At 65.8% G+C, this 23,625-nt stretch carries 24 protein-coding genes and 1 tRNA gene; 14 read left to right on the forward strand and 11 right to left on the reverse strand.

Annotation, left to right across the window (positions count from 1 at the left end; genetic code table 11):
• Window positions 1–159 precede the first annotated feature (159 nt).
• Window positions 160–504, forward strand: a complete 345-nt coding sequence (locus ACQR1H_RS29000; RefSeq protein ID WP_315800448.1) for a Lin0512 family protein — start codon at window positions 160–162, stop codon at window positions 502–504.
• Between the two features lie 687 nt (window positions 505–1,191).
• Here the strand turns inward: ACQR1H_RS29000 and ACQR1H_RS29005 are convergent.
• From ACQR1H_RS29005 to ACQR1H_RS29035, 7 genes are all read right to left on the reverse strand, one after another.
• Entirely contained in the window at window positions 1,192–1,437 is a 246-nt protein-coding gene (locus ACQR1H_RS29005; RefSeq protein WP_434839981.1) for a cysteine rich repeat-containing protein, read from the reverse strand.
• Complete coding sequence (locus ACQR1H_RS29010; protein WP_434840040.1) at window positions 1,337–1,735, reverse strand: hypothetical protein; 399 nt, start codon at window positions 1,733–1,735, stop codon at window positions 1,337–1,339. Before ACQR1H_RS29010 ends, ACQR1H_RS29005 begins: the two co-directional genes overlap by 101 nt.
• Window positions 1,736–1,853: 118 nt before the next feature.
• On the reverse strand, window positions 1,854–2,216 hold the full coding sequence (locus tag ACQR1H_RS29015; protein ID WP_315800366.1) for a hypothetical protein: 363 nt from the start codon (window positions 2,214–2,216) through the stop codon (window positions 1,854–1,856).
• A gap of 503 nt (window positions 2,217–2,719) precedes the next feature.
• A complete protein-coding gene (locus ACQR1H_RS29020; protein WP_434908576.1) occupies window positions 2,720–5,281 on the reverse strand; it encodes a polynucleotide kinase-phosphatase in 2,562 nt (853 codons plus the stop codon).
• 8 nt (window positions 5,282–5,289) lie between these two features.
• Window positions 5,290–6,669 (reverse strand): 3' terminal RNA ribose 2'-O-methyltransferase Hen1, encoded by a 1,380-nt coding sequence (locus ACQR1H_RS29025; protein ID WP_434845827.1) that lies wholly within the window; start codon window positions 6,667–6,669, stop codon window positions 5,290–5,292.
• Between the two features lie 89 nt (window positions 6,670–6,758).
• Entirely contained in the window at window positions 6,759–8,099 is a 1,341-nt protein-coding gene (locus tag ACQR1H_RS29030) for a TROVE domain-containing protein (protein ID WP_434891171.1), read from the reverse strand.
• A gap of 157 nt (window positions 8,100–8,256) precedes the next feature.
• Window positions 8,257–8,331: transfer RNA gene (locus tag ACQR1H_RS29035), tRNA-OTHER, on the reverse strand.
• Window positions 8,332–9,469: 1,138 nt separating this feature from the next.
• On the opposite strand from ACQR1H_RS29035, the gene ACQR1H_RS29040 reads away from it, so the two are divergent.
• A complete protein-coding gene (locus tag ACQR1H_RS29040) occupies window positions 9,470–10,549 on the forward strand; it encodes an Acg family FMN-binding oxidoreductase (protein ID WP_434908577.1) in 1,080 nt (359 codons plus the stop codon).
• Window positions 10,550–10,628: 79 nt separating this feature from the next.
• Window positions 10,629–10,856, forward strand: a complete 228-nt coding sequence (locus ACQR1H_RS29045) for a hypothetical protein (RefSeq protein WP_316180996.1) — start codon at window positions 10,629–10,631, stop codon at window positions 10,854–10,856.
• Window positions 10,857–10,858: 2 nt separating this feature from the next.
• Here the strand turns inward: ACQR1H_RS29045 and ACQR1H_RS29050 are convergent, their stop codons facing one another.
• Window positions 10,859–11,236, reverse strand: a complete 378-nt coding sequence (locus ACQR1H_RS29050) for a hypothetical protein (RefSeq protein ID WP_316180994.1) — start codon at window positions 11,234–11,236, stop codon at window positions 10,859–10,861.
• Window positions 11,237–11,363: 127 nt separating this feature from the next.
• Between ACQR1H_RS29050 and ACQR1H_RS29055 the strand changes: the two genes are divergently transcribed.
• Together ACQR1H_RS29055 and ACQR1H_RS29060 are read left to right on the forward strand one after the other, a co-directional pair.
• A complete protein-coding gene (locus ACQR1H_RS29055; protein ID WP_434883218.1) occupies window positions 11,364–12,068 on the forward strand; it encodes a glutathione S-transferase N-terminal domain-containing protein in 705 nt (234 codons plus the stop codon).
• Window positions 12,065–13,036, forward strand: a complete 972-nt coding sequence (locus ACQR1H_RS29060; RefSeq protein WP_434883217.1) for an oxygenase MpaB family protein — start codon at window positions 12,065–12,067, stop codon at window positions 13,034–13,036. The genes ACQR1H_RS29055 and ACQR1H_RS29060 overlap by 4 nt, the downstream gene beginning before the upstream one ends.
• Window positions 13,037–13,066: 30 nt before the next feature.
• Here ACQR1H_RS29060 and ACQR1H_RS29065 read toward each other — a convergent pair whose 3' ends face one another.
• Together ACQR1H_RS29065 and ACQR1H_RS29070 are read right to left on the reverse strand one after the other, a co-directional pair.
• A complete protein-coding gene (locus ACQR1H_RS29065) occupies window positions 13,067–13,486 on the reverse strand; it encodes a hypothetical protein (protein ID WP_316236663.1) in 420 nt (139 codons plus the stop codon).
• Window positions 13,483–15,111: a tyrosinase family protein gene (locus ACQR1H_RS29070; protein ID WP_434872911.1), complete on the reverse strand. Its 1,629-nt coding sequence runs from the start codon at window positions 15,109–15,111 to the stop codon at window positions 13,483–13,485. Before ACQR1H_RS29070 ends, ACQR1H_RS29065 begins: the two co-directional genes overlap by 4 nt.
• A 107-nt stretch (window positions 15,112–15,218) precedes the next feature.
• Here ACQR1H_RS29070 and ACQR1H_RS29075 point away from each other — a divergent pair, with 107 nt between their 5' ends.
• A complete protein-coding gene (locus ACQR1H_RS29075; RefSeq protein ID WP_316215609.1) occupies window positions 15,219–15,809 on the forward strand; it encodes a histidine phosphatase family protein in 591 nt (196 codons plus the stop codon).
• A gap of 122 nt (window positions 15,810–15,931) precedes the next feature.
• Here ACQR1H_RS29075 and ACQR1H_RS29080 read toward each other — a convergent pair whose 3' ends face one another.
• Window positions 15,932–16,132, reverse strand: coding sequence for a hypothetical protein (locus ACQR1H_RS29080; RefSeq protein ID WP_315800353.1), 201 nt, complete (start codon window positions 16,130–16,132; stop codon window positions 15,932–15,934).
• Window positions 16,133–16,350: 218 nt separating this feature from the next.
• Here ACQR1H_RS29080 and ACQR1H_RS29085 point away from each other — a divergent pair, with 218 nt between their 5' ends.
• From ACQR1H_RS29085 to ACQR1H_RS29120, 8 genes are all read left to right on the forward strand, one after another.
• The gene (locus tag ACQR1H_RS29085; protein WP_315800352.1) at window positions 16,351–16,707 is read left to right on the forward strand and encodes an ArsC family reductase; all 357 of its coding nucleotides are present in this window, start codon (window positions 16,351–16,353) and stop codon (window positions 16,705–16,707) included.
• A gap of 276 nt (window positions 16,708–16,983) precedes the next feature.
• Complete coding sequence (locus ACQR1H_RS29090) at window positions 16,984–17,739, forward strand: ABC transporter ATP-binding protein (protein ID WP_315800351.1); 756 nt, start codon at window positions 16,984–16,986, stop codon at window positions 17,737–17,739.
• Window positions 17,732–18,478: an ABC transporter ATP-binding protein gene (locus ACQR1H_RS29095; protein ID WP_315800350.1), complete on the forward strand. Its 747-nt coding sequence runs from the start codon at window positions 17,732–17,734 to the stop codon at window positions 18,476–18,478. Before ACQR1H_RS29090 ends, ACQR1H_RS29095 begins: the two co-directional genes overlap by 8 nt.
• A gap of 90 nt (window positions 18,479–18,568) precedes the next feature.
• A complete protein-coding gene (locus ACQR1H_RS29100; RefSeq protein ID WP_315800349.1) occupies window positions 18,569–19,792 on the forward strand; it encodes an ABC transporter substrate-binding protein in 1,224 nt (407 codons plus the stop codon).
• A gap of 77 nt (window positions 19,793–19,869) precedes the next feature.
• Entirely contained in the window at window positions 19,870–20,733 is an 864-nt protein-coding gene (locus ACQR1H_RS29105; protein ID WP_315800348.1) for a branched-chain amino acid ABC transporter permease, read from the forward strand.
• A gap of 1 nt (window position 20,734) precedes the next feature.
• Window positions 20,735–21,703, forward strand: a complete 969-nt coding sequence (locus tag ACQR1H_RS29110) for a branched-chain amino acid ABC transporter permease (RefSeq protein ID WP_434839987.1) — start codon at window positions 20,735–20,737, stop codon at window positions 21,701–21,703.
• A 143-nt stretch (window positions 21,704–21,846) separates the two neighbouring features.
• Window positions 21,847–22,491, forward strand: a complete 645-nt coding sequence (locus ACQR1H_RS29115; RefSeq protein WP_315800346.1) for a DUF47 domain-containing protein — start codon at window positions 21,847–21,849, stop codon at window positions 22,489–22,491.
• A gap of 14 nt (window positions 22,492–22,505) precedes the next feature.
• Window positions 22,506–23,513 carry an inorganic phosphate transporter gene (locus ACQR1H_RS29120; RefSeq protein WP_315800345.1) on the forward strand — a complete coding sequence of 336 codons (1,008 nt, stop codon included), beginning with the start codon at window positions 22,506–22,508 and terminating at the stop codon, window positions 23,511–23,513.
• Window positions 23,514–23,625: the final 112 nt, after the last annotated feature.

A 23,625-nucleotide genomic window follows, 5' to 3' on the forward strand; every position in this document is an offset into this window, starting at 1 on the left:
TTTCTCAGCGTCAGTTCTGAGCGTCATCATGTACGATATACGCCCGCAATGGATGACCGTTTTGATGCGGAGATCGTCGTCGATCTGCACCGGCTTGCGCCGGCTGCGTCGTTGGCTATGGTCGTGCCAGGCCGGCAAAGCGAGACGAGGGAACACGTCATGGCGCGCATCCGCTGTATCACCGAGATGGGAATGGGCGTCGACGTCCACGGCCGCGACGCCACCAAGGCGGCCAGGCGGGCGGTGTCCGATGCGATCCGTCATTCCAGCCTGGGCTTCTTCCGCATGGTCGGCAAGACGCCGCAGGACATGTTCGTCGACGTCACCATCGGCGTGCCGAACCCCGAGGCGGTGGACACCGCGGCCGTCGCCAAGGAGCTGCCCTATGGCACGGTCACCGTCACCGCCGTGAAGGGCGGGCTGGAGATTCCGGCCGAGGCCGGCAGCGACGCCATCATCATCGCCAATGCGGCGGTGCTGGTCCATCTCGACGATGGCAAGTGAGAGCTCGCGCCCATCTCGCTGAACGGATTGTTCTGATGTGAATGTCAAACAGCCGGATATGCGGTCGCGATCCCGCGGCGCGTTGCGCGCCCGGGTGATATCAGGACGATGTCCCTCTCGAGAGGAGAGGGCGCAGGGAAGACCGGGTATCCGCTGATACCCGCGGCCCCCGTGCGTGAAGAAGTGCACGGGGCAGGAACCACAGGCTCAGCCGGACGACTCCGGCCTTCCCTGCGCAACGGTTGGACGGCTTATACGTGCTCTCCCCGGGGACCGGCTTGGTTGCCCCCGTCGCCAGCCGGTCATCATCTCGGCCGGCTTGACCTCAGCATCGGGAGGCCAGGACCACACGATTTCGCCGGCGCCTTCTGCCGTTCGTCCGCACGGAGAACCATGCTGCGGCAGCCTGCGCCCGTCGCATCACCGCCTCCACGTTCGTGACGATCGCGAAGCGCCCCTCATGGCGAGGCGGGACAGGCGGAGTATTTCATAGAATTCGGAAAAACGAAAGCGAAATTTTCGTGGACGCGGCATGCGAACCCCGATCGCATTGGAAAGGCTGGTGTTTGGCGCCGAAGATCGGCTTCGTCTGGGCGCAGGCGATCTCGCCCGGGCGCGGCCGGATCGCCGTGGAAGTTGCCGGCTGGCCTGCGCCCGGAACCGGGCCAGGCCAGCCGATGCGCATGCTCAGCGTCTTTGGCCTTTGCCTCGGCCGGGTCCCGTCGTGTCGAGAGCCTGGCGGCAATCCGCTGAGACTTTCTCGCGGTTGGTCTCGAGGCAGGCGCGAACCTGGCCTGCGCCGTGCTGCTTGCCGGAGCAGAAGCTCTGGATGTCAGCGGCGCATTGCGTTGCCACCGGCCCGGTTCCCTGAGCGAAAGCGGGCATGGCCGCGGTGGCGGCGATGACGATGGCGAGTTGCAAGGACGTCCTCATTCAAGCCTCCTTGGGGAGTGGTGTAGGCACGGTAGCGAGGTAGCGTGTGTCCTGCGTCCGTTCGTTGCGCAGGATCAAGCCGAAGGGGATCGCGCCGGAGGAACGGCGTCGCGTTCCGGGAATCGTACCTGGACGAGACGGCGTGACTGCCAGGAAGCTGCTCCACGATGATGATATCGCCGACATCGAGAGGCAGTACCAATACCTGCTGCGTCAGCAGCATGACCGCGATGGCTTCGATCTCCTCGAAGGCAGCCGGCACATCGGTGACGATGTCAGCGGCCCTGCGGAAGCTCACCCCCGTCGACCTGAGGCCACCGTCCTACGCTCACCCCGCCGCTCGATCGGCTCGCTCGCACGCCCCTGCGGCTGCGCGCTGCGATGACTAGACGGGTCTCAGAAGCCGGTCCGCGCACTCAAGACAAGCTGATCTCGGTTTCGCCGTCCGGCCCGATGAGCGTCAGCACTCCGGGCGTGCCCTCGCCACCGGAGAGGTAGTGATAGCTATCAAGTGCATGTCCGCTGGGAATGCCGAGAAGCTCAGCGAGGCCCGTCAACCTGTCTTCGGCAAACATGAACGGCCTGGCTGGGGACGGCGTGGCGACGATTGCGGCAGGCCTTGTAGCCATGCGCTTTTCGATGTCGGCGAGATATTGCTCGAGGCTCGGCGGATTCGGCATCTTGGCGGCAATCATCGGATAGGCCTCGATCGCTTTCTTACGGACCGCGTTGCGAGGTGCGGCGTCGCGAACGTGGAGGTTGGTGATGAACGATCCCATGGCTCCCTTCCGCAGTTCGGCTGCCCAAAGTCACGTTTGGCTCGAGAGCGCCCGTCACTGGGCGCCACAACTACGGAGCGTAGGCACCATGGGCGGCTGTGATACTCTCGCAGATGACGTCGACATATTCGTCATAGAACATGATGCGAAAATGTCGGCAGCGGGCAAGATGCCGCTGGGAGAAGCTCATCAGCCAGGCTGATCGTCCCAGGTCCACCACGGCGGCTTGATCGATCGCGGGCCCCCAATCGACGGTTTCACGGGATTAGTCATGGACTTCCTCTGGGGTGACTTGATGCACTTGAGTCTTGTGAAGGATCAAGTGTCGCATATCGTCCTCGGAAGCCCAGTCCGGGTTCAGATAGTCGAGGGCGATCAAGTTCAATCCGTGGCCGAAAAAGTGCGCTCGTCGCAGCTCTGGTCCGCGTCCGTCAGCCCAGATCCAATCGCGCAAGACCGGCTTGTACATCGCAGAAGATCGCCGTGGTTGGTTGTTGAGCGGCTCACAGCCGCGGATCGATCGGCTCGCTCTCCAGTGCCAGAACTGCGAACACGCATTCGTGCACGCGGCGCAGCGGCTCGCGGGAGACGAAGCGGGTCAGCGCCTCGTGGCCGAGCGCGAACTCGCGCAGGGCCAGGTTGCGCTTGCCCTCGAGCTTGCGCTGGCGCAGCCGGACGATGTGCTCCGGCGCATCATATTCCGGGCCGTAGATGATGCGCAGATATTCCGGCCCGCGCACCTTGAGCGCCGGCTGAATGAGGCCCTTCGGTCCGCGCGCGAAGAAGTTTTTCGGCTTCACCACCATGCCTTCGCCGCCGCTTCCCGTGAGCTGCTCCCACCACGCGATGGCGTCGGCGACGGCCGTGTCGTCGGCCAGCACAACAGTGCGCCATTGCGTGCGAGTGACGACGGATGCTGATGCGGCGGCCAGCCGATCGGCGAGCGTCATGTGCCAGACGTGGTCCTGATCGAACCAGACCCGGCCCTCGCTGGCGAGCAGATGAAACGGCGCGACCTTGAGATCGTCGATGCCGCCGACCGGCCAGACGTAAGGCGCCCAGGCAGCGCCATAGCGCTTGGCGCGCGCGACACGATCGCGGAAATGGTCGCCGAGCGCGGCGACATCGAGGCCACGCGCGGCGGCGCGCGCCACTGCGTCGGCTGCTGCTTCGAGGCCGGCGACCGATGACGCCGCGACCGGCGCGTACTGGCTCTCGATCAGGCTGCCGGCCTTGGCCGACCAGGGCATGATCTCGGCGTCGAGCAGCAGCCAGTCGGATTGCAGCTCCTGCCACAGGCCGGCGCTGTCGACAGCGTCACGCAGCCGTGCCAGCAGCGCCTCGGTCATCGCGGCATCGTTGAAGAAGGCGCGGCCGGTGCGGGTCCAGATCGCGCCGCTCTCGTCGCCTGCGATGCCGAAGCGGGCCCTGGCAACATCGGCGCTGTTGCATAGCGCAATGACGGCGCGCGAGCCCATGTGCTTCTCCTCGCACACGACCTCGGCAACGTTGCGGGCGCGGAAATGCGCGAACGCCTCCTCGGGCCGTTCCAGCCAACCCTCGCGCGCGCTCGTCTCCGATGGCGACATGGTCGGCGGCAGATAGACCAGCCATTGCGGCGGCAGCGCGAAGCGGCTCATCACCTCCAGCGCGGCGGCCGCGTTCTCCTCGGCCACGACCATGCGGCCGCGCAGCGTGGTGTCGATCCAGCGGCGGCCGCTCACATCATCGATATCGAGCAGCTGATCGGCCTCGGCCTGCGCGGAGGCGCTGCCGGCGCGAGGCGCGAGCGGACGGACCGGCTCGCACCAGACGCGCTCGGCCTCGACCTCGACGAGCTCACGCTCCGGCCAGCGCAGCGCTGTCAGCCGGCCGCCGAACACGCAGCCGGTGTCGATGCACATGGTGTTGTTGACCCATTCGGCTGATCGCACCGGCGTGTGACCGTAGACCACGGTGGTCGGTCCGCGGTAGTTCGCGGCCCAGTCGGCGCGCAAGGGCAGGCCGAATTCGTCGATCTCGCCGGTGGTTTCGCCATACAGCGCGAATTCGCGCACTGCGCCGGAGCCGCGGCCGATCATCTCCTCCTTCAGCCCGGCATGCGCCACCGCGAGCCGGCCGCCGTCGAGCCAGACATGGCTGCGCAGCCCGTCGAGAAAGCCCGGCAGAGTGTCGCGGAAGCTTCGCTCCTCGCTGGCGAGCTGATCGATCGTGGCCTGCAGGCCGTGCGCGATCGTGACCTTGCGGCCCGCCAGCCAGCGCTGGAATTTGCGGTCGTGATTGCCCTGCACGGCATAGGCGGTGCCGGCCGCGACCATGCTCATGACGATGCGCAGCACGTCGGGCGATTGCGGGCCGCGGTCGACGAGGTCGCCGACGAAGACGAGCTTGCGGCCCGCCGGTGGCGTCACGGTGACCGCGCGATCGCCCCCGGCGTCGATCCATGTGACCTGATAGCCGAGCTTCGCCAGCAGCGCCTGCAATTCGGCCGCGCAGCCATGGACGTCACCGATGATGTCGAACGGCCCGCGATCGTGCCGCTTGTCCGTCCACAGCGGCTGCCGCGCGATGGTGGCGGCCTCGATGCGCGCGACGCTGTCGAGCTTCCAGACCTGACGAAAGCCCTCGCGCTGCAGGCCACCGAAGCCACGGCGGATCTCCGAGACCATGCGCTGCACGACCGGGCCGCCGAAGGCGCGCTCGGGACGTGTCCTGTTTCTGTCGATGCAGACGTCGATGCCGGGATCGAACACGATCGCGACCGGCAGCGCATGCCATTTGCGCGCCAGCTCGACCCAGCCCTTGCGGTCGGCGGGGCGCACATTGGTGGCGTCGATGACGGCGAGCCTGCGGTGCTTCAATCGCTTGCCCGCGATTTCGCGGACGATGTCGAACGCGTCGGCGGAGACGCCCTGGTCGGTCTCGTCGTCGGCGACGAGCGCGCGGCAATGATCCGAGGAGATCACCTCGGTCGGCAGGAAATGCTTCGCAGCAAAGGTCGACTTGCCGGAGCCGGTCGAGCCGATCAGCACGATCAGCGCGAAATCGGGGATGTCGATGTTCATGGAATTGCTCAGCGGGTGAAGACGGCCATTTGCGTCGGCGCGCCATGGCTCTCGTCGTGATGGCCGATGCCGGAGAAGGCGGCCTGATAGTTGAAGGTTGCGCAGATCCGCTGCGCCCAGTCGGCAAACTCGGCGCGCGACCATTCGAAGCGATGGTCGCGGTGGCGGAACTGCCCGGCGGGCAGGCTCGGAAACAGTGCGTTGTATTCGGCGTTCGGCGTGGTCACGATCACCGCGCGCGGCCGCGCTGCGCCGAACACCACGCGCTCGAGCATCGGCAGCCGGTCGGGATCGAGGTGCTCGATCACCTCGACCAGTGCCGCCGCGTCGGCCTCGGCCCAGCGCGCATCGCGATAGGTGAGCGAACCGTGCAACAGCATGACGCGACCCTCGGGCGGCGCGCCGGGCGCGCCCAGCTTCAGCCGCTTGGCCGCGCGCTCCAGCTCGCGGACGGCGGGATCGAGCCCGATCAGCCTGTCGACCCAGCGCTCGCGGACCAGGAGCTGCAGCAGCCTGCCTTCGCCGCAGCCGAGGTCGGCGACAATTTTGGCGCCGCTCGCCCGCAACGCCTCGACCACGGCGGCCATGCGCAGGTCGTTGAGGCGGGTCGGCGCCTCCAGTGTCTCTTCTGACTCGCTGCGCGCCTCGGGCTCGATGGCCTCGTCCTGCGTCTCCGGCGCGAGCCGCGCCAACGCCGCGCGCGCGAGCACACCGCGGTGGCGTAGATAGCGGCGCACGATCAGCTCCTTCGCGGGATGCGCGTCGAGCCAGCCTTCGCCGCGCTTGAGCAGCTTGTCGATCTCCTCGTCGCCGACCCAATAATGCTTGGCGTCGTCCATGACGGGGATCAGCACGTAGAGATGATTGAGGAGCGCGCTGAGCCGCGCGGTGCCGCGCAAGGTGAGCCGGACGTAGCGGCTCGACGGATCGCCTTGCGGTCCCGGGATCGTGGTGAGACCGACCTGCCAGCCGAGCGGCTCGAACAAATGCCGCAGCACGGCTTCGCCGCCGCGCAGGGGCAGGGGTGTCACAACCGCTTCGAGTGCAATGGCGCTGTCGGCGAGCTCCTGGCGCGCGCTGCTGACGCCGTTCATCGCGGTCCGGAACGCCTTGTTCAGCGCGACCGACAGGAACGACGACGCGGCATAGGGCCTGTCGTTGACATATTGGTCGAGCAGCCCGTCGCTCTGGCCTTTGCCGCGGACGAGGCCGATCGGGTCGACGTCGAGCACCAGCGCCGCCTCGCAGCGGCTCTCGCTGGCCTCGGGATAGAAGATCAGCGCCTTGCCATAGGTGAGCGCGAGCTCGTGCAGCCGCTCCGGATGCTTGTTGAGCAGGTAGCCGAGATCGGTGGCAGGCTGATGGGTGGTGGCGATGGACAGGTACATGGCGTCACTTAAACGGGGGCGCGTGGGGTGGTCCACTGTTTGTGGAAGAAGACCCGGGCGCGTCTGTGACGCGTCCGGGTCGGTTGTCGTCAGTGCAGGGTCGCGCCGCGCAAGCTCTCCTCCTGCGCCGCGATCCAGGCGATCACGGCCTCGGAGAAGCCGTCGACCCGCGTCCAGGGCCCGTAGCCGACCCCGTGCTGGTACGACGCCACGTTGACCATGGTCCCGCGCGTCTTCGGCGCCGGCACAGGATCGTGGCTCTGCTCGTCGGTGAAGACGATCAGGTGGTCGCCCTTGCGGTCGACCTCGCTGACCGCGCGGCCGAGATAGGTCGAGACATGCGGCTGAGAGTCGAGGATCGCGTCGCGCAGCGCAAAGCCACGTCGCGGCGGCACCTTCACGACCTCATTGCTGAACGTGAAGATCTCCACCTCGTCGCAGACCTCGCGGGCGAGGATGGCCAGCCCGCACGCCGCGTCCGCGCGCGTCATCTCCGACCTCGCGGACAGCGCCGCGAACATCGAGCCGGAGACGTCGATCAGGAGCCGCGTGCGGCCCTTGAGCCGCGCGTAACCCTTGATCGACCTGAACATCGCGGCCTCGAGCTCGGGCTCGAAGGCCGGCGCATGCCGGGCCGCCGTGATGAACCGATACGGCAGCACCCGGTCCGTCCGCATCGTCGCGATCGCCTGTGCGATCGTTGCGCGCGGCACTCCGGCCTGCCGCATCAGGCGCAGGTTGCGCAACAGCGCCAGCGCTCCGAGCCTGTTCTCACCGAGCAGCCGCTCGAAGCTCGCACGCTTGTCCGCACCGGCCGACAGCGCGACCTCCCAGGTGTCGGGCGAGGGCAGCTCGCCATCGACGAGCTGCTTCCACACCGCCTCCTGGACGGCATCCCTGGGCCTGGCGTGAACCAGGAAGAGGACGTCGCGCAGCCGCACCGGCCCCTCGCGGTCATACTTCGCGAGCTGATAGGCGTCGAACTTCGAAAACGCCTTCGCCAGCCCCTTCTTGACCTGCGCCGAGACCGGCTGCCGCTTGCGCTGCTGCTGCGGACCGAGAGCGTCCGCCCAGTAGATCGCGAGCAGCTCGGCCATCTCGTCCGGCCGCTGGATGATGCGCGACAGCGTCTCGGCGACCAGCGCGCGGTGCGACGGCAACCGCGCCATCTCGCGGGCGACGAGCAGCGGCGCGTGCCGCAGCTTCATCTCCTCGCGCGCACGGACCGCGAGCTGAGCCACCTCGCGCGGCTCGACCTGCGGCACCAGCGCCTTGATGCGATCGGCGATCGCGATCCCGTCCTCGTAGAACTGGTCCTCCCAGAGCAGGCAGCTCATCAGCGTGCGCTGCAGCGCCTGTGCCGGCGCGAGCTGTCGGGACGGCGCACCCTCGTGGGTGAAGGCGCGCAGGAACGTGTTGAGCTTGACCATGCCAGGGCCTCCTCTTGGGTTAATGGTCGATGGATAAATGGCCGGGAGCATCGGCCGGCACGCGCGATCTCGTTCGAGATCAGGCGTGATGGGAACCACGCGCCGGGAACGGGCGAATGCTGATCGGTTAGTGCTCTACCGCTGAGCTACCGGCGCATGGAGCGCCGGGTGGGAGTCGAACCCACGACCTCTCGATTAGCAATCGAAGTATCAGCATTCCTCACCACGGCGCGTGGAAGAAGGAGCGCAGAGCGTATCTGCGCCGTCGCGGTGACCGCCTGTTCGAGACGATCACCGGTTGAGATGGATCACGAGCCGGGAACGGGCGATGACTGAGACCCGGGCCACTTGCATGGCCCGGACAGCGCTCTGACCTCTAAGCTACCGGCATGACGCCGGGCGGGATTCGAACCCGCGACCTCTGGCGTGGAAGGCGAAGTAACAGTCATCTTCACCACGGCTCGCGAATGAGTTCGGCGGGGAATGGGTGATGCTGTTGCTGCCCCAGTGGGGCGCTCGGTTTCAACGAAGTAACAGGCATCTTCACCACCGCCTTGGCCGCACGGCTGCGGGATGCGGCCGGGCGGCATTGATGGCATGCTGGGGAACGGGCGATCACGGCGATACGACGATCGAAACGCAGGCTTGGCATCAGCCTCGCCGCAACCCGCGACTCACCCATCTCGCTTGACGGATTCCACGGTACGATCGATCGAAGGCGGCGCGCGGCCGCATTGGCGCGAAGGAGCCGCGATCTTCACCACCAGCAGCTCCCGGCTGCGAACGGCCGGGAATTCAATTGGCTTGTCTGCGGCGCTGCACGGCGCCGCGTGTTGCGAGCTCCAGGGAGCTCGCTCTGTCATCGGTGTCCGGCGTTGCCGCCTCGTTCCCTCCGACAGGCCCCGCGCGCGCAGGCCACGCGCATCACCTGCGCGAGCCCCGGGATCCGGGTCTCCCGTTCCGGCTCGAGGCCGGGACATCTGGTTGTTCGCCGTGCAGCCGGCTCACGTGAGGGCAACAAAAAACCCTCCGGAGCGGCGGGCTCGGGAGGGTCCGTGTGATGCGGACTGTTGATCTTGCCTCAAGCAAGATCGCTCCCCCGAGCATGGCGTGCGCCATCCACCGGCATGACGCCGTTGGACGTGCGGATGAAGTGTTCGTAGCCGAAGGACATCGTCTCGCTCATGTTTGTCGCGGGCGCAGTCGCTCGCGAGGCCGCGGGACATACGCCGCTTTGTTGGTGCTGTCAACAGCATGGCGTTGATGTTTTGCCGGCTGCTGCGGAGGCCTTGATCTGCAACAACGCGCCGATGCGGAGCATGCTTATCGTGAGCATATCGAGATGCGGCGAGAATTGCGGGCGCAGAGTCATGAACCGACGGCGGGTCCTGATAGGAGGCGGCAGCGCGCTTGCAGCGGCCGCGCTCGGCGCCGGCTCCTGGCGCGCCGCGACCGGCACGATGCGCGCATATGACGACTATAGTGCCCGGTTGCGCGCGCCGTTGTCGTCCGACATCACCGATGTCATCCGTTACGCGACGCTCGCGGCCAACAGCCACAACACGCAGCCGTGGCGCTTTCGCGTGACGCGGGATGCGATCGAGATCATGCCCGATCCGTCACGCCGCACGCCGGTGGTTGATCCGGACGACCATCATCTGTTCGTCAGCCTCGGCTGCGCGGCCACCAATCTCGCGATCGCCGCCGATGCGAGCGGCCGTCCGGGCGAGATCAGCAGCGACGGCCGGATGGTGCGGTACAGCTTCACGAACGGCACGGCGCATGACGATGCGCGGCTTGCGGCCATCGTCCGCAGGCAGTCGACGCGCGCGGAGTATGACGGACGAGCGGTGCCGCCAGGCGATCTCGCCGCGCTGCAGGCGGCCTCGGCGATGCCAGGCGTCGATCTCGCGATCATCACGGCTCCCGCCGTGATCGCTGCCATCCGCGATCTCGTGGTCGCCGGCAACGATGCGCAGATGCACGATGCCGCGTTCTTGCGCGAGCTGAAGAGCTGGCTGCGGTTCAATCCGCGGAGCGCGATGGAGACGGGCGACGGCCTGTTCGCGGCGGCCAGCGGCAATCCGTCATTGCCGACCGCGCTCGGCGGCCTCGCCTTCGATCGGCTCTTCAATGCCGCATCGGAGAACGACAGATATGCGCGGCAGATCAGCTCATCGGCCGGTGTCGCCGTGTTCACCGCCGAGCAGGCCGACGCCTCGCATTGGATCAGGGCCGGGCAGGCGTGCCAGCGCTTCGCGCTCGAAGCGACGCGGCTGGGGCTGAAGCTCGCCTTCGTCAACCAGCCGGTCGAAGTTGCCACGCTGCGGCCAGAGCTGGCGCGCGTGGTCGGAACGACAAGGCGGCCGGATCTCGTGCTGCGCTTCGGCTACGGGCCGGCGCTGCCGTTTGCGCCGCGGCGGCGCGTTGCCGACGTGCTGAGTTCATGAGTCGTTCCTGTCAATCTTGACGGATTTGCGTCTCGGTGCATTGCTTCGCTGCATGTTCGAGAACACCCGATTGGCACGCATGAGCGACGGGCATTATTGCCTGGTGCGCGACCTTGGCCTGGTCAAGGGCGGCAAGGGCATGCGCCATCACGAGGTGGTGGTGGATTTCAGCTATCGCGGCATCAAGGTGTTTGCCAGGCAGGGCGCGTCGTCGCTGATGCGCCGCGTCGCTGCCAAGCTCGCGCAGCACGACGCCACCTCGAAGCTGCCGGCGCTGCTGCGCGTGCGCCTGCGCGAGCCGCAGTAGCGTCAGCGCTTGCGCCGAAGTTCACCGCTTTGCGGCGTCGTATTTGGTCGTTTCGGCTCGTAGGGGCTTTCCGGATTGACGTCGAGCTCGACCTCGGCGACGCAATATTGCGGCCGGCGGTGGCTGCGCCCGGAATGCCAGCGCCCCTGGCGCAGCTCGACCTCGCTCATGTCGGCGACATCGAAGCACTTCCATTGGCCGCCCGGCGGCAGGCCGCTGCTCGCGCCGCCCGCGAACTGGAACACGAGCACGCGCTCGCGGCCGGCGGTGTGGCCGAGGATGATCGGGCAGATCGCGCGGGCGAAGCCGCCATAGATGCACAGAATCTGCTGACGCGTGAGCATCGCCTGCATGATCAATCGGTAGGTCGGGCTCGGCATGCTGGCCTTCTGCACCATGCAGCAACATAAGATCGCCGGCCGCGGCCAGTTCCGCATCGAACCTTGCAGCGGCGGTTCACGGGCTTAGATTGAGCCCTCAACGAGACAGCGCGAGCAAAAAGCCATCATGTCCGATCTCTCCAGCTTCCCGATCACCACGCGCTGGCCGGCGCGGCATCCCGACCGCATCCAGCTCTATTCACTGCCGACGCCGAACGGCGTGAAGGTCTCGATCATGCTGGAGGAGACGGGCCTGGCCTACGAGCCGCATGCGATCGATTTCGGCAAGGATGATCAGAAGACGCCGGAATTCCTGTCGCTCACTCCGAACGGCAAGATTCCCGCGATCATCGATCCCGACGGTCCCGGCGGCAAGCCGCTCGGCCTGTTCGAATCCGGGGCGATCCTGCAGTACCTTGCCGAGAAGACCGGGAAATTTCTCCCCGACGATCCGGCGCGGCGGTGGCAGACCATCCAGTGGGTGCATTTCCAGATGGGCGGCATCGGCCCGATGTTCGGGCAGCTCGGCTTCTTCCACAAATTCGCCGGCCGTGAGTACGAGGACAAGCGGCCGTTGCAGCGCTACGTCGCGGAGAGCAGGCGGCTGCTCGGCGTACTCGACAACAGGCTCGACGGCCGGCAGTGGATCATGGACGCCGACTACACCATCGCCGACATCGCGACGCTCGGCTGGGTGCGCAACCTGATCGGGTTCTACGGCGCGCGCGACATCGTCGCCTTCGATGAGCTCAAGCACGTGCCGGCCTGGCTGGAGCGCGGCCTGGCGCGGCCGGCGGTGCAGCGCGGGCTCGAGATCCCGCAGCGGCCGTGATCGTCAGCGAAGCCGATTTCGAACGTTGCATCGCCGAGCTGCTGGCCACGCCGGGCGACGCCGTGCTGCCGTCCGACAGCGTGATGTGGCGCGTGCATCGCGAGGCCGCGCTGTTTCTCGGCGCCGGCCGCGCGCTGCTGTTGCAGCTCGCCCATCCCTGGGTGGCGGCCGGCATTGCCGAGCAGTCCAGAGTGTTTGCCGATCCGCTCGGCCGTTTCCACCGCACCTTCAGCATCGTCTACACCATGGTGTTCGGCACGCGCGCGCAGGCGGTCGCGGTGGCGCGGCGGCTGTATCGGCGGCACGCCGCGGTCGATGGCGTGATGCCGGAGACGGTCGGACCGTTCTCCGCCGGCTCGCGCTATCGCGCCAACGACGTCGACGCGCTGCGCTGGGTCCATGCCACCCTGGTCGAGACCGCGATGATGTCCTACGGCCTGCTGTGTCCGCCGCTCGGCGATGCCGAGCGCGAGCAATATTGGCGCGAGGCCATGCGGTTCGCGGGCCTGTTCGGAATTCCACACGAGGCCATGCCGCCGGACTGGACGTCGTTCAAGGTCTATGCGGCCGATATGATGGCGTCGGAGACGCTCACGGTTGGCACGGCCGCGCGCGACATCGCGCAACGCATCTTCTCGGGCGAGGCGACGTGGATCGCACCGCCGCGCTGGTTCACTGCGCTGACGGCCGAGATGCTGCCGGAGCGGCTGCGCCTTGCTTTCGCGCTGCCCTATGGCGAGCGCGAACGCCGCAGCGCGGCGCGGGCCAAACGGTTTCTGCCACGCGCCTACGCGTTGCTGCCGGAGAGATTGCGTACCGTCGGCCCCTATCAGGAGGCGATGGCGCGCATCGAGGGGACGACGTGTCCGCCGTTCACACGGCTGCTCAACCGTGTCTGGATCGGACAGCCCAGCATGGCGAGCCCGTTCGAGCCGCGTGCAGACCGTGCGCGGAGCGGGACGCTCTGAGTCCGGCGCGCCTGCCGCCGCGACGGCGGATCACGGCCGCGGAGCGAGCTTGAGCGTGATGCCGCGAACCTCCTGCGGCGTCGGCGCGCGGCTGCCGCCGGGTTGGCTGATGCTGAGGCGGATCGACAGCCGTCCGCCCTCGATGGCCTCCTTCGGCACCGGGAGCGCATAGGTCCCGGCCTCCGCACCAGTGCGAAGGCCGAATGGCGAGATGGTCCCGAGCGGCATCCCGGATGCGGTCGTCACCGTCACTTCCTGGCCTCGCCCCAGTGCGCCCAGGCTGATCTCGACGACCGCAGCGTCGCTCGCATCCAATGGCCGCGGCACGACCAGATCGACGGCTCTGAAGGGCTCCGCCGCCAAGGACGAGGCCGGTCGCAGCAAGGTATAGAGCAGCACGGTACAGAGCAGCACGGCGCAGGCCCGCAGCGCGGCGCGCCTGCCGTTCATCGGCGCAGCGGTCCGACCGAGAGCGCTTTCAGGGTCGGCGCGGTGCCGACGCCGCCCGAAGGCACGACGCGGATGCTCAGCGGCTGGTTGGGGGCGGCCCGCAGGGCGGAGAACGCCTCCTGCTTCGTCGGCAGCGGCACCGCGAAGGTCGCATCCATGGTCATGGCCATGCCCGGCATCATCGATCCGAAGAAGGCGATGGTGCCTGCATAATACGGGCTGTCAGCCGTGACCCTGGTGACGTTGGCGGGCGCGTTCACCAGGACGTCGAACTCGCGCACGGTCGAATAGCCGCTCGGGCGGGGCAGCGTGATCTGCGCCATCAGCGGCTGCGGCCGCGTTGCCGCCAGGTGCGCTTCGAGCGCGTCGCCAGGAATCTTCACCGTGCCCGCATTGGCCTTGACCGAGCCCTGCTGCGGCTTGATCTGCGGCGCCGAGGCGACCGCGGGCGGACCCACGATGTCCTCGCCGAAACCCGGCGCATAATCGTAGTCGAAGCGGTCGGTCGAGATGTAGTCGCCGGCCTTGCTGGGGCCGACATAGCCGCCCTTGCCATCGGCGTAGAACTGGAACGGCTCGTCCGAGAATGTCTTCAGGTCGGCCCCCTGCGGCAGGTAGGGTAGCTTGAGCCGCTGCTGCTTGCGTGTCCAGACATCCCAGAGCCGGTCCATGTTCGAATGATGCAGGAAGAAGATCGGATCGACCGGCGACAGGAAATTGGTCATGTTGCCATAGGGGCCGGGATCGAGCGGGCCGACACCGCCGATGTAGTTGTGGACCTTGTTGTGCGGCAGACCTTCCAAGGTCGAGAACTTGGTCGCGCCATTCGGCTGGGTGTTGTGCGAAGCGGTCTTCGAGCTGGTGAAGCTCAGATAGTTGTCGGGGTTATAGAAGTCGGTCGGCAGAAGGCCCGCCATGATCACGAACGGCGAGACGTCGTAGGTGGTCTTAGCATCGAGCTTCGGATTGTCGCGCGACAGATAGCGTGAGGCGCAGGTGGTCGCGAATGCCTCATTGCCGGAGATGCCGGCATTGGCGGACGGCGAGAAGCCGGTGACGTCGTTCCAGAGATCGTCGATCGACTTGTAGCCGCGGATCTCGAGCTGGCCGCGCTGGTCCTTCGACAGGCCGTTCCAGTAATCCGTCAAGGCCGGCTTGATGAACGAGGTGAAGGCCGCGAGATTCCCGGTGAACGGCTGATATGCCTTGTCGGTCGGCGTCAGCACGCCGTCGAACATGCCGGCAGGAATTTCCGGCAGCTCGGTCCAGTCCCAATAGGGCAGGGCGAAACTGTCGTCGCCGCTGAGCGCGCGGATCGATTGCTCGAAATAGCCGAGATAGCCGCGATGCCAGACATAGAACCACCAATTGCCGTGCGGGCAGTCCATCAGATGAATGAACGCGTTGCGGAACCAGTTCTGCGGATGGTTTGCGGGAAGCTGCAGCATGGCGGCGACGCCCTTGGCGTAGCTCGCGAGCATCTTCTGGCCTTCCGCGCTGGTGACGTTGGCGCGGCGATATTTCGCGGCGGCGTGGCCTGGTCTCGGCGAGATGACGGTGCCGGCTGCCGCCATCGCGGCCGTCGCCAGGAACGTTCGGCGGGTCTGTCGCAATCCCATGCTCATCTGAAATGAATCCTGGTTGGAAAAACGCCATGTTGCGTTCTCACGATTGCAATCTCAAGTAGCAATTCCGTGTGATGGCCGTATGATGCCGCCCGAGAGGGTTGCCGATGAACGCGCTGACGCTGCTGATCATCCGTCATGCCGAGAAGCCTGACGGCGACACGACAGGCCCGGGCCTGACCCACACGGGCAAGCCGGATTCGAAGTCGCTGGTGATCTTCGGCTGGGAGCGGGCAGGGGCCTGGACCGCGCTGTTCGGCAGCGGGCTGGGCGGCACGGACTATCCGACACCGCAGGCGGTCTATGCCGCCGATCCCGACAGCACCAAGGACGGCTCCGACCCGAGCCGCCGGCCGTACGAGACGGTGCTCGAGCTCGCGGCGCGCATCGGGCTCGACAAGCCGAACACGTCCTTTGCGAAGGGGCAGGAGGCGGCGCTGGTCGAAGCCCTGCTGCCGCTGTCCGGCACCGTGCTGGTGGCGTGGGAGCACAAGGCGATCATCTCCGACATCCTGCCGCGGCTGCCGGTGAGCAATGAAGGCCAGTTGCCGACCCACTGGTCCGGCAAACGCTTCGATGTCGTGCTGCGCTTCGACCGCGCCGCGGGCGGGGCCGATTTCAAGTTCACAGAGCTGTATCCCTGCCTGATGCCGGGCGATTCCAATACGCCGTTGAAAAGCGATCCGAAAGACGATTGAGCACCCGATCGCGGTTCGCCTGCTCCAGGGAGATATCCCGCGGACGGGTGCGTTGGAGCGACGTCCGCAGCAGTGGCGTGGGTAGGGTCGATCGCGCGGGCCGTTTCCTTTCGCGGGTCAGGTCAGGCCAGCGCAACCCGCTCGCGGTCGCTGATCTCCTCGACCCAGGCATGGGCGGCGAACCATTCATGGTAGATGCGGCAGTGCGGGCAGTAGGCGCGCGAGAAGAACACGGGCATGCGCTGAAAGCGCGCAGCGTCCATTTCCATCCCCGTCTCGATGCTGCGGCCGGTCTGCGGACAACGTACCATGATCTTGCCCATCGCGGTCTCCTGTTCGTGGGCCAGATACGCCGGGGATGCGAAGAAAATGTAATGCTCAGCCGACAGTTTCGTGGCAAAGGTCGGAGTGAATTCCGACCGCGGAACGCGTGGCCTCCGCCGCATCAAAAGCGGGTGAATCGCACTGCAAAATGCAGGGCCGATTGTCGCAACGTGGGACATCCATCACCGTCGGACACGATTGTTTGAGGACGCGTGGCATGAGCATCACGATCTACGGAATCAAGAACTGCGACACGATGAAGAAGGCGCGCGCCTGGCTCGACGATCACGGCGTCGCTTACGAATTCCACGACTACAAGACCGCCGGAATCGACAAGGCTAAACTCAAGGCGTGGAGCGACGAACTCGGCTGGGAGGTGCTGCTCAACCGCGCCGGCACGACGTTCAAGAAGTTGCCCGACGCGGACAAGGACGGACTCACCGAGAGCAAGGCGATCGCGCTGATGCTGGCGCAGCCGTCGATGATCAAGCGCCCGGTGCTCGATCTCGGCGGCCGGCGCGTGGTGGGCTTCAAGCCGGATCTCTACGCCAGGGACGTGAAGGCCGCGAAGTAGTTGGAGCCGGCGATCGCTGCGCGCGTGCGGGAAAATGCCGGTGGCATGATATTCTATGTCAGCGGGAAATACCGGCGGATTTCAACGCAAGGTCCGCTGGCCGCCTTGCGACGTCGTTGCCCAGCTTTCCGCCTTGCCTAACTCACTCGATTGACGGCATATTCCGCCGCGAAGCGGTCGCGGGTGGCGGCGAGGAATCGTCCAGCCGTCCAGCAGAGCCGTCGTACAGGAAGAAGCGAGGGCCAGGCGCTGAAGGCGCCGGCTTGGGGGGAATCTTTGGCTGACGAGTTCATTCTCGAGACCCACGGATTGACGAAGGAATTCGCGGGATTTTTTGCCGTTCGCGATGTTTCGCTCAAGATCCGCCGGGGCACCATTCACGCGCTGATCGGCCCGAACGGGGCCGGCAAGACCACGTGCTTCAACCTGCTGACGAAGTTCCTGACGCCGTCTGCCGGCAAGATTCTCTATAAGGGTCAGGACATTACAGCGACGGCGCCGGCCGACGTGGCAAGGCTTGGCCTGGTCCGCTCGTTCCAGATTTCGGCCGTGTTTCCGCATCTGACCGCGTTGGAGAACGTCCGCGTCGCTCTGCAGCGGCAGCATGGCTCGTCGTTCGACTTCTGGCGCTCCAAGAGCGTTCTGAACCGCTTCAACGGCCGGGCGCTCGAGCTGCTCAACGACGTGGGCCTGAGCGAGTTCGCCAATATTCCGGCGGTCGAAATGCCCTATGGACGCAAGCGCGCGCTGGAGATCGCGACCACGCTGGCGCTCGATCCGGAGATGATGCTGCTGGACGAGCCGATGGCCGGCATGGGCCACGAGGACATCGACAAGATCGCCGCGCTGATCAAGCGCATCTCCGCCAAATACACGATCCTGATGGTCGAGCATAATCTCAGCGTCGTCGCCAACCTCTCCGACACCATCACCGTGCTGACGCGCGGGCAGGTGCTGACGGAAGGGCCGTATTCAGAGCTTTCCAAGGACGAGCGCGTCAAGGAAGCCTATCTGGGAGCCGGACATGCCTGAGGTGATGACGGCCACGAAGCCAGGCGCGGCGGCTGCGACCAGCACCATTCTCGACGTCAACAACCTCGAGAGCTGGTACGGCGAATCCCACATTCTCCATGGCATGAACTTCAATGTGAATGCCGGCGAGGTGGTCACCCTGCTCGGGCGCAACGGCGCCGGCAAGACCACGACGCTGAAGTCGATCATGGGGATCATCGGCAAGCGCACCGGCTCGGTTCAGTTCAACGGTCAGCAGCTGATCCGCATGACCTCGGACAGGATCGCGCGGCTCGGCATTGCGCTGTGCCCGGAGGAGCGCGGCATCTTCGCGAGTCTCGACGTGCGCGAGAACCTGCTGCTGCCGCCGGTGGTGCGGCCGGGCGGGCTGACGCTCGATCAGATCTTCGAGCTGTTCCCGAATTTGAAGGAGCGGCTGAAGAGCCAGGGCACCAAGCTGTCCGGCGGCGAGCAGCAGATGCTGGCGATCGCGCGCATCCTGCGCACCGGCGCCAGCTTCCTGATGCTGGACGAGCCGACCGAGGGTCTCGCGCCCGTGATCATCCAGCAGATCGGCCACACCATCGCGCGGCTGAAGAAGGAAGGCTTCACGATTCTCCTCGTCGAGCAGAACTTCCGTTTCGCCTCGACGGTCGCTGACCGCTACTACGTGGTCGAGCACGGCAAGGTCATCGACGGCTTCGCCAATGCCGATCTGTCGGCCAACATGGACAAGCTGCATACTTACCTCGGCGTCTGACCGGCGCCGGCGATGTCGGCTCGACGGTTTGATCGTTAGTGTTGCGGCAGTTTTCTCGGCAGTTGTCTTGGAAAGTTCTGGAAGTTGGAAATGAAGAGCAAATTCATCGCGTCGCTGCTGCTGGGAACGGCACTCACGCTCGCCGCTGGCAGCGTCGCTTCGGCCGGCGACAAGACCATCAAGATCGGCGCGCTGTCCGATCAGTCGGGTCTTTATGCCGATCTGGGCGGTCCCGGCTCGACGCTCGCGGCGCAGATGGCGATCGAGGATTCCGGTCTCACTGCGAAGGGCTGGAAGATCGACGTCATCTCCGGCGATCACCAGAACAAGCCGGATATCGGCACCTCGATCGCGCGGCAGTGGTTCGACGTCGACAAGGTCGACGTCATCGTCGACGTGCCGAACTCGGGCGTGGCGCTGGCGGTGAACAACGTCGTCAAGGAAAAGAACGGCGTCTACATCAATTCGGGCGCTGCGACCTCGGATCTCACCAACGCGCAGTGCTCGCCCAATACGGTGCACTGGACCTACGACACCTACATGCTCGCGCACACCACCGGCCAGGCGCTGGTCAAGGCGGGCGGCTCGACCTGGTATTTCCTGACCGCCGACTACGCCTTCGGCGCGGCGCTGGAGCGCGACACCACGGCGGTCGTGACCGCCAATGGCGGCAAGGTGATCGGCAGCGTCAAGCACCCGCTCAACACCTCCGACTTCTCTTCCTTCCTGCTGCAGGCGCAGTCGTCGAACGCCAAGGTCATCGGCCTCGCCAATGCCGGCGGTGACACCACCAATTCGATCAAGCAGGCGGCCGAGTTCGGCATCACGAAGGGCGGCCAGAAGCTCGCGGCGCTGCTGTTGTTCCTGACCGACGTCAAGTCGATCGGGCTCGACATCGCGCAGGGCCTCAACTTCACCGAGACCTTCTACTGGGACATGAACGACCAGACCCGCGCGTTCTCGGACCGCTTTGCCAAACGGATGAAGAACGGCGCGCCGCCGACCATGGTGCAGGCGGGCGTCTATGCGGGCTTGATGCATTACTTCAAGGCGTTGGAGGCGCTCGGCGAGAACCCGCATGACGGCGTCAAGATCGTCGACAAGATGAAATCGATCCCGACCGACGATGCGCTGTTCGGCAAGGGCGAGATCCAGCCGAACGGCCGCACCATCCACACTGCGTATCTGTTCGAGGTCAAGAAGCCCTCGGAGTCCAAGGGCCCGTGGGATCTCTACAAGCTGGTCGGCTCGGTACCGGGCGACCAGGCCTTCACACCGCTCGACAAGAGCGCGTGCGCCTTGTTGAAGAAGTGAACCGCTGCCGTCCCGGCGGCTGATCCCGCCGGAACCGCTGTCTTTAGGAAACGCCGAGAGAAAACAGAAACAAGACGATGCAGGCCCTCTACGCACAGCTCCTGGTCGGACTGATCAACGGCTCGTTCTACGCGCTGCTCAGTCTCGGGCTTGCCGTCATCTTCGGCATGCTCAACATCATCAACTTCGCCCATGGCGCGCTCTACATGATGGGCGCGTTCTGCGCCTATTTTCTGCTCAACCTCGGCGGCATCAATTATTGGTGGGCGCTGCTGCTGGCGCCGATCATCGTCGGCGCCTTCGGCATGATCCTCGAGCGCACCATGCTGCAATGGATTGCCGGGCTCGACCATCTCTACGGACTGCTGCTGACGTTCGGATTGGCGCTGATCATCCAGGGCGTGTTCCAGAACTTCTTTGGCTCGTCCGGCCTGCCTTACGCGATCCCGGATCAGCTCCGTGGCGGCATGAACCTCGGCTTCATGTATCTGCCGGTCTATCGCGGCTGGGTCGTCATCTTCTCCCTGGTCGTCTGCCTGGCGACCTGGTTCCTGATCGAGCGCACCCGGCTCGGCGCCTACCTGCGCGCAGCCACCGAGAACCCGACCTTGGTGCGGGCCTTCGGCATCAACGTCCCGCGCATGATCACGCTGACCTACGGCCTTGGCGTCGGGCTTGCGGCGCTGGCCGGCGTGCTGTCGGCGCCGATCAACCAGGTGCGGCCGCTGATGGGCGAGCACATCATCATCGTGGTGTTCGCGGTGGTTGTGATCGGCGGCATGGGTTCGATCATGGGCTCGATCATCACCGGCTTCCTGCTCGGCGTGATCGAGGGACTGACAAAGTATTTCTACCCCGAGGCTTCCAACACCGTGGTCTTCGTTCTGATGGTCCTGGTGCTGCTGGTGAAGCCGACGGGTCTGACCGGACGGGCGGCCTGACATGACATCCATCACCGACGCGACCCTGCCGATCACCCCGCGCGCGATGCGCGACGAGATGATCGTGTTCGTCATCATGGCAGCGCTGCTGGCGATCGTGCCGTGGACCGGGCTGTACCCGTTCTTCGTCATGCAGGCGCTGTGCTTCGCGCTGCTCGCCTGCGCCTTCAACCTCCTGATCGGCTATGGCGGCCTGTTGTCGTTCGGCCACGCGATGTTCCTGGGAACGGCCGGCTATTGCAGCGCCCACGCGTTGAAAGTGTGGGGGCTGCCGCCCGAGCTCGGCATCGTCACGGGCGTTGCCGGATCGTTCGTCCTGTCGGTGATCACCGGCTACATCTCGATCCGCCGGCAGGGCATCTATTTCGCGATGATCACCCTGGCGCTGTCGCAGCTCTTGTACTTCATCTATCTGCAGGCGCCGTTCACCCATGGCGAGGACGGTATCCAGGGCATTCCGCAGGGGCGGATGTTCGGCATCCTCGACCTGTCCAAGCCGACGGTGCTGTATTACGTCGTGCTGGCCGGCTTCCTCGCCGGCTTCCTGCTGATCTTCCGCACCATCAACTCGCCGTTCGGCGAGGTGCTGAAGTCGATCCGCGAGAACGAGCAGCGGGCGATCTCGCTGGGCTACAAGACCGACCAGTATAAGCTGCTCGCCTTCATCCTGTCGGGGACGCTGGCTGGCCTCGCCGGTGCGCTGAAGGTGTTCGTCGCCCAGAATGCCTCGCTGACCGACGTCGAGGTCGGGATGTCCGGCCAGATCGTGCTCATGACCCTGGTCGGCGGGCTCGGCACCGTGTTCGGCCCCGTCGTCGGCGCCTTCGTGATCGTCGGCATGCAGCAATATCTGTCCGGCTTCGGCCAGTGGGTGACGGTGATCCAGGGCGGCATCTTCGTCGCCTGCGTGCTCACCTTCCGCCGCGGCGTGGTCGGAGAAATCGCCCATCTGTTCAAGCGATCCCTCTAAGCTATTGATCTGTAAAGAGATCGTCGAAAGGGCAGAAAGCGGTGGATGAACCGGCCACCGCTTCTGCTGGTGCGCGATCCGGAGTATGACAGTTCTGTGACGGGTCGGCCCTGGCCCGTTTCGGAATGGATGGATCTCGTCCCATGCTGCACTGGTTTCGCGCCGTTCTCCCGCGGGAGGAGCGGTTTTTCGATTTGTTCGCCCGCCACAACAAGGTGGTGATCCAAGGCGCGCATGCGCTGCAGGACATGCTTAAGGGCGGCGACGACATCCTCAGGCACTGCCAGCGCGTCAGCCAGCTCGAGAACGAGGCCGACAACATCACGCGGGAGGTGCTGACCGCGGTCCGCCGCACCTTCATCACCCCGTTCGACCGCGGCGACATCAAGAACCTGATCACCTCGATGGACGACGCCATCGACCAGATGCAGCAGACCGCCAAGGCCGTGGTGCTGTTCGAGGTCAAGGAGTTCGAGCCGACCATGCGCGAGATGGGCACCTTGCTGGTCGATTGCGCCAATCTGATCGGGAAGGCGCTGCCGCTGCTGCAGGCGATCGGCCAGAACGTGCCGATGATCACCGCAATCACCGAGGAGATGACCAAGCTCGAGGGCCGGGTCGACGACCTCCACGACATCGGGCTGAAGGAGCTGTTCCTCAAGCACCGCAACGCCAACACGATGGACTTCATCGTCGGCGCCGAGATCTACGACCATCTGGAGAAGGTCGCCGACCGCTTCGACGACGTCGCCAACGAGATCAATTCGATCATGATCGAACAGGTCTAGGGTAGGGCCGCGCCGTGGACGCTCAACTCGGCCTTCCGATCCTGGTTGGCCTCATCGCCGTCGCACTCGCCTTCGATTTCCTGAACGGCCTGCACGACGCCGCCAACTCGATCGCGACCATCGTCTCGACCCGCGTGCTCCGGCCGCAATATGCGGTGTTCTGGGCCGCGTTCTTCAATTTCGTGGCGTTCAGCGTGTTCGGACTGCATGTCGCGCAGACCATCGGCACCGGGATCATCGATCCCGCGATCGTCGACGCCCACGTGATCTTCGCGGCCCTGGTCGGCGCGATCGTCTGGAACCTGGTCACCTGGGCGGCCGGCATTCCGTCGTCGAGCTCGCACGCGCTGATCGGCGGCCTGGTCGGGGCAGGGGTCGCCAAGGCCGGCATCTCGGCCACCGTGTGGAGCGGCCTGTCCAAGACCGTGCTCGCGATCGTGCTGTCGCCGCTGGTCGGGCTGGTGCTGGCGATGATCCTGGTTGCGATCGTGTCCTGGGCCTCGGTGCGCTCGACGCCGTTTGCCGTGGACCGGGCCTTCCGCATCCTGCAATTCGCTTCGGCCTCGCTGTATTCGCTCGGCCACGGCGGCAACGACGCGCAGAAGACGATGGGCATCATCGCGGTGCTGTTGTACTCGCAGGGCCATCTCGGCGAGCAGTTCACGGTGCCGTTCTGGGTGGTGCTGTCGTGCCAGGCCGCGATGGCGCTGGGTACCCTGATGGGCGGCTGGCGCATCGTCCGCACCATGGGTCTGCGCATCACCAAGCTGAACCCGATGCAGGGCTTCTGCGCCGAGACCGGCGGCGCCATCACGCTGTTCCTGGCGACCTTCCTGGGCGTGCCGGTCTCGACCACCCACACCATCACCGGCGCCATCGTCGGCGTCGGCGCGGCCCGCCGCGCCTCGGCGGTGCGCTGGAACGTCGCCGGATCGATCGTCTATGCCTGGATCTTCACGATTCCGGCCTCGGCCATCGTAGCGGCACTGAGCTTCTGGCTGGTGTCGGTGCTCAGGCACTAAAGACGGCGGGACCGTCCTGAAACGTTGGGGCCTCATGGTTCGAGACGCGCCGCAAGCGCGGCGCTCCTCACCATGAGGGTTTGAGGCTGGATCTGGTCCGCAAAACGGACTC

Source organism: Bradyrhizobium sp. HKCCYLRH2015 (genome assembly GCF_051168215.1).
In the GTDB taxonomy this organism is placed as follows: Bacteria; Pseudomonadota; Alphaproteobacteria; order Rhizobiales; family Xanthobacteraceae; genus Bradyrhizobium.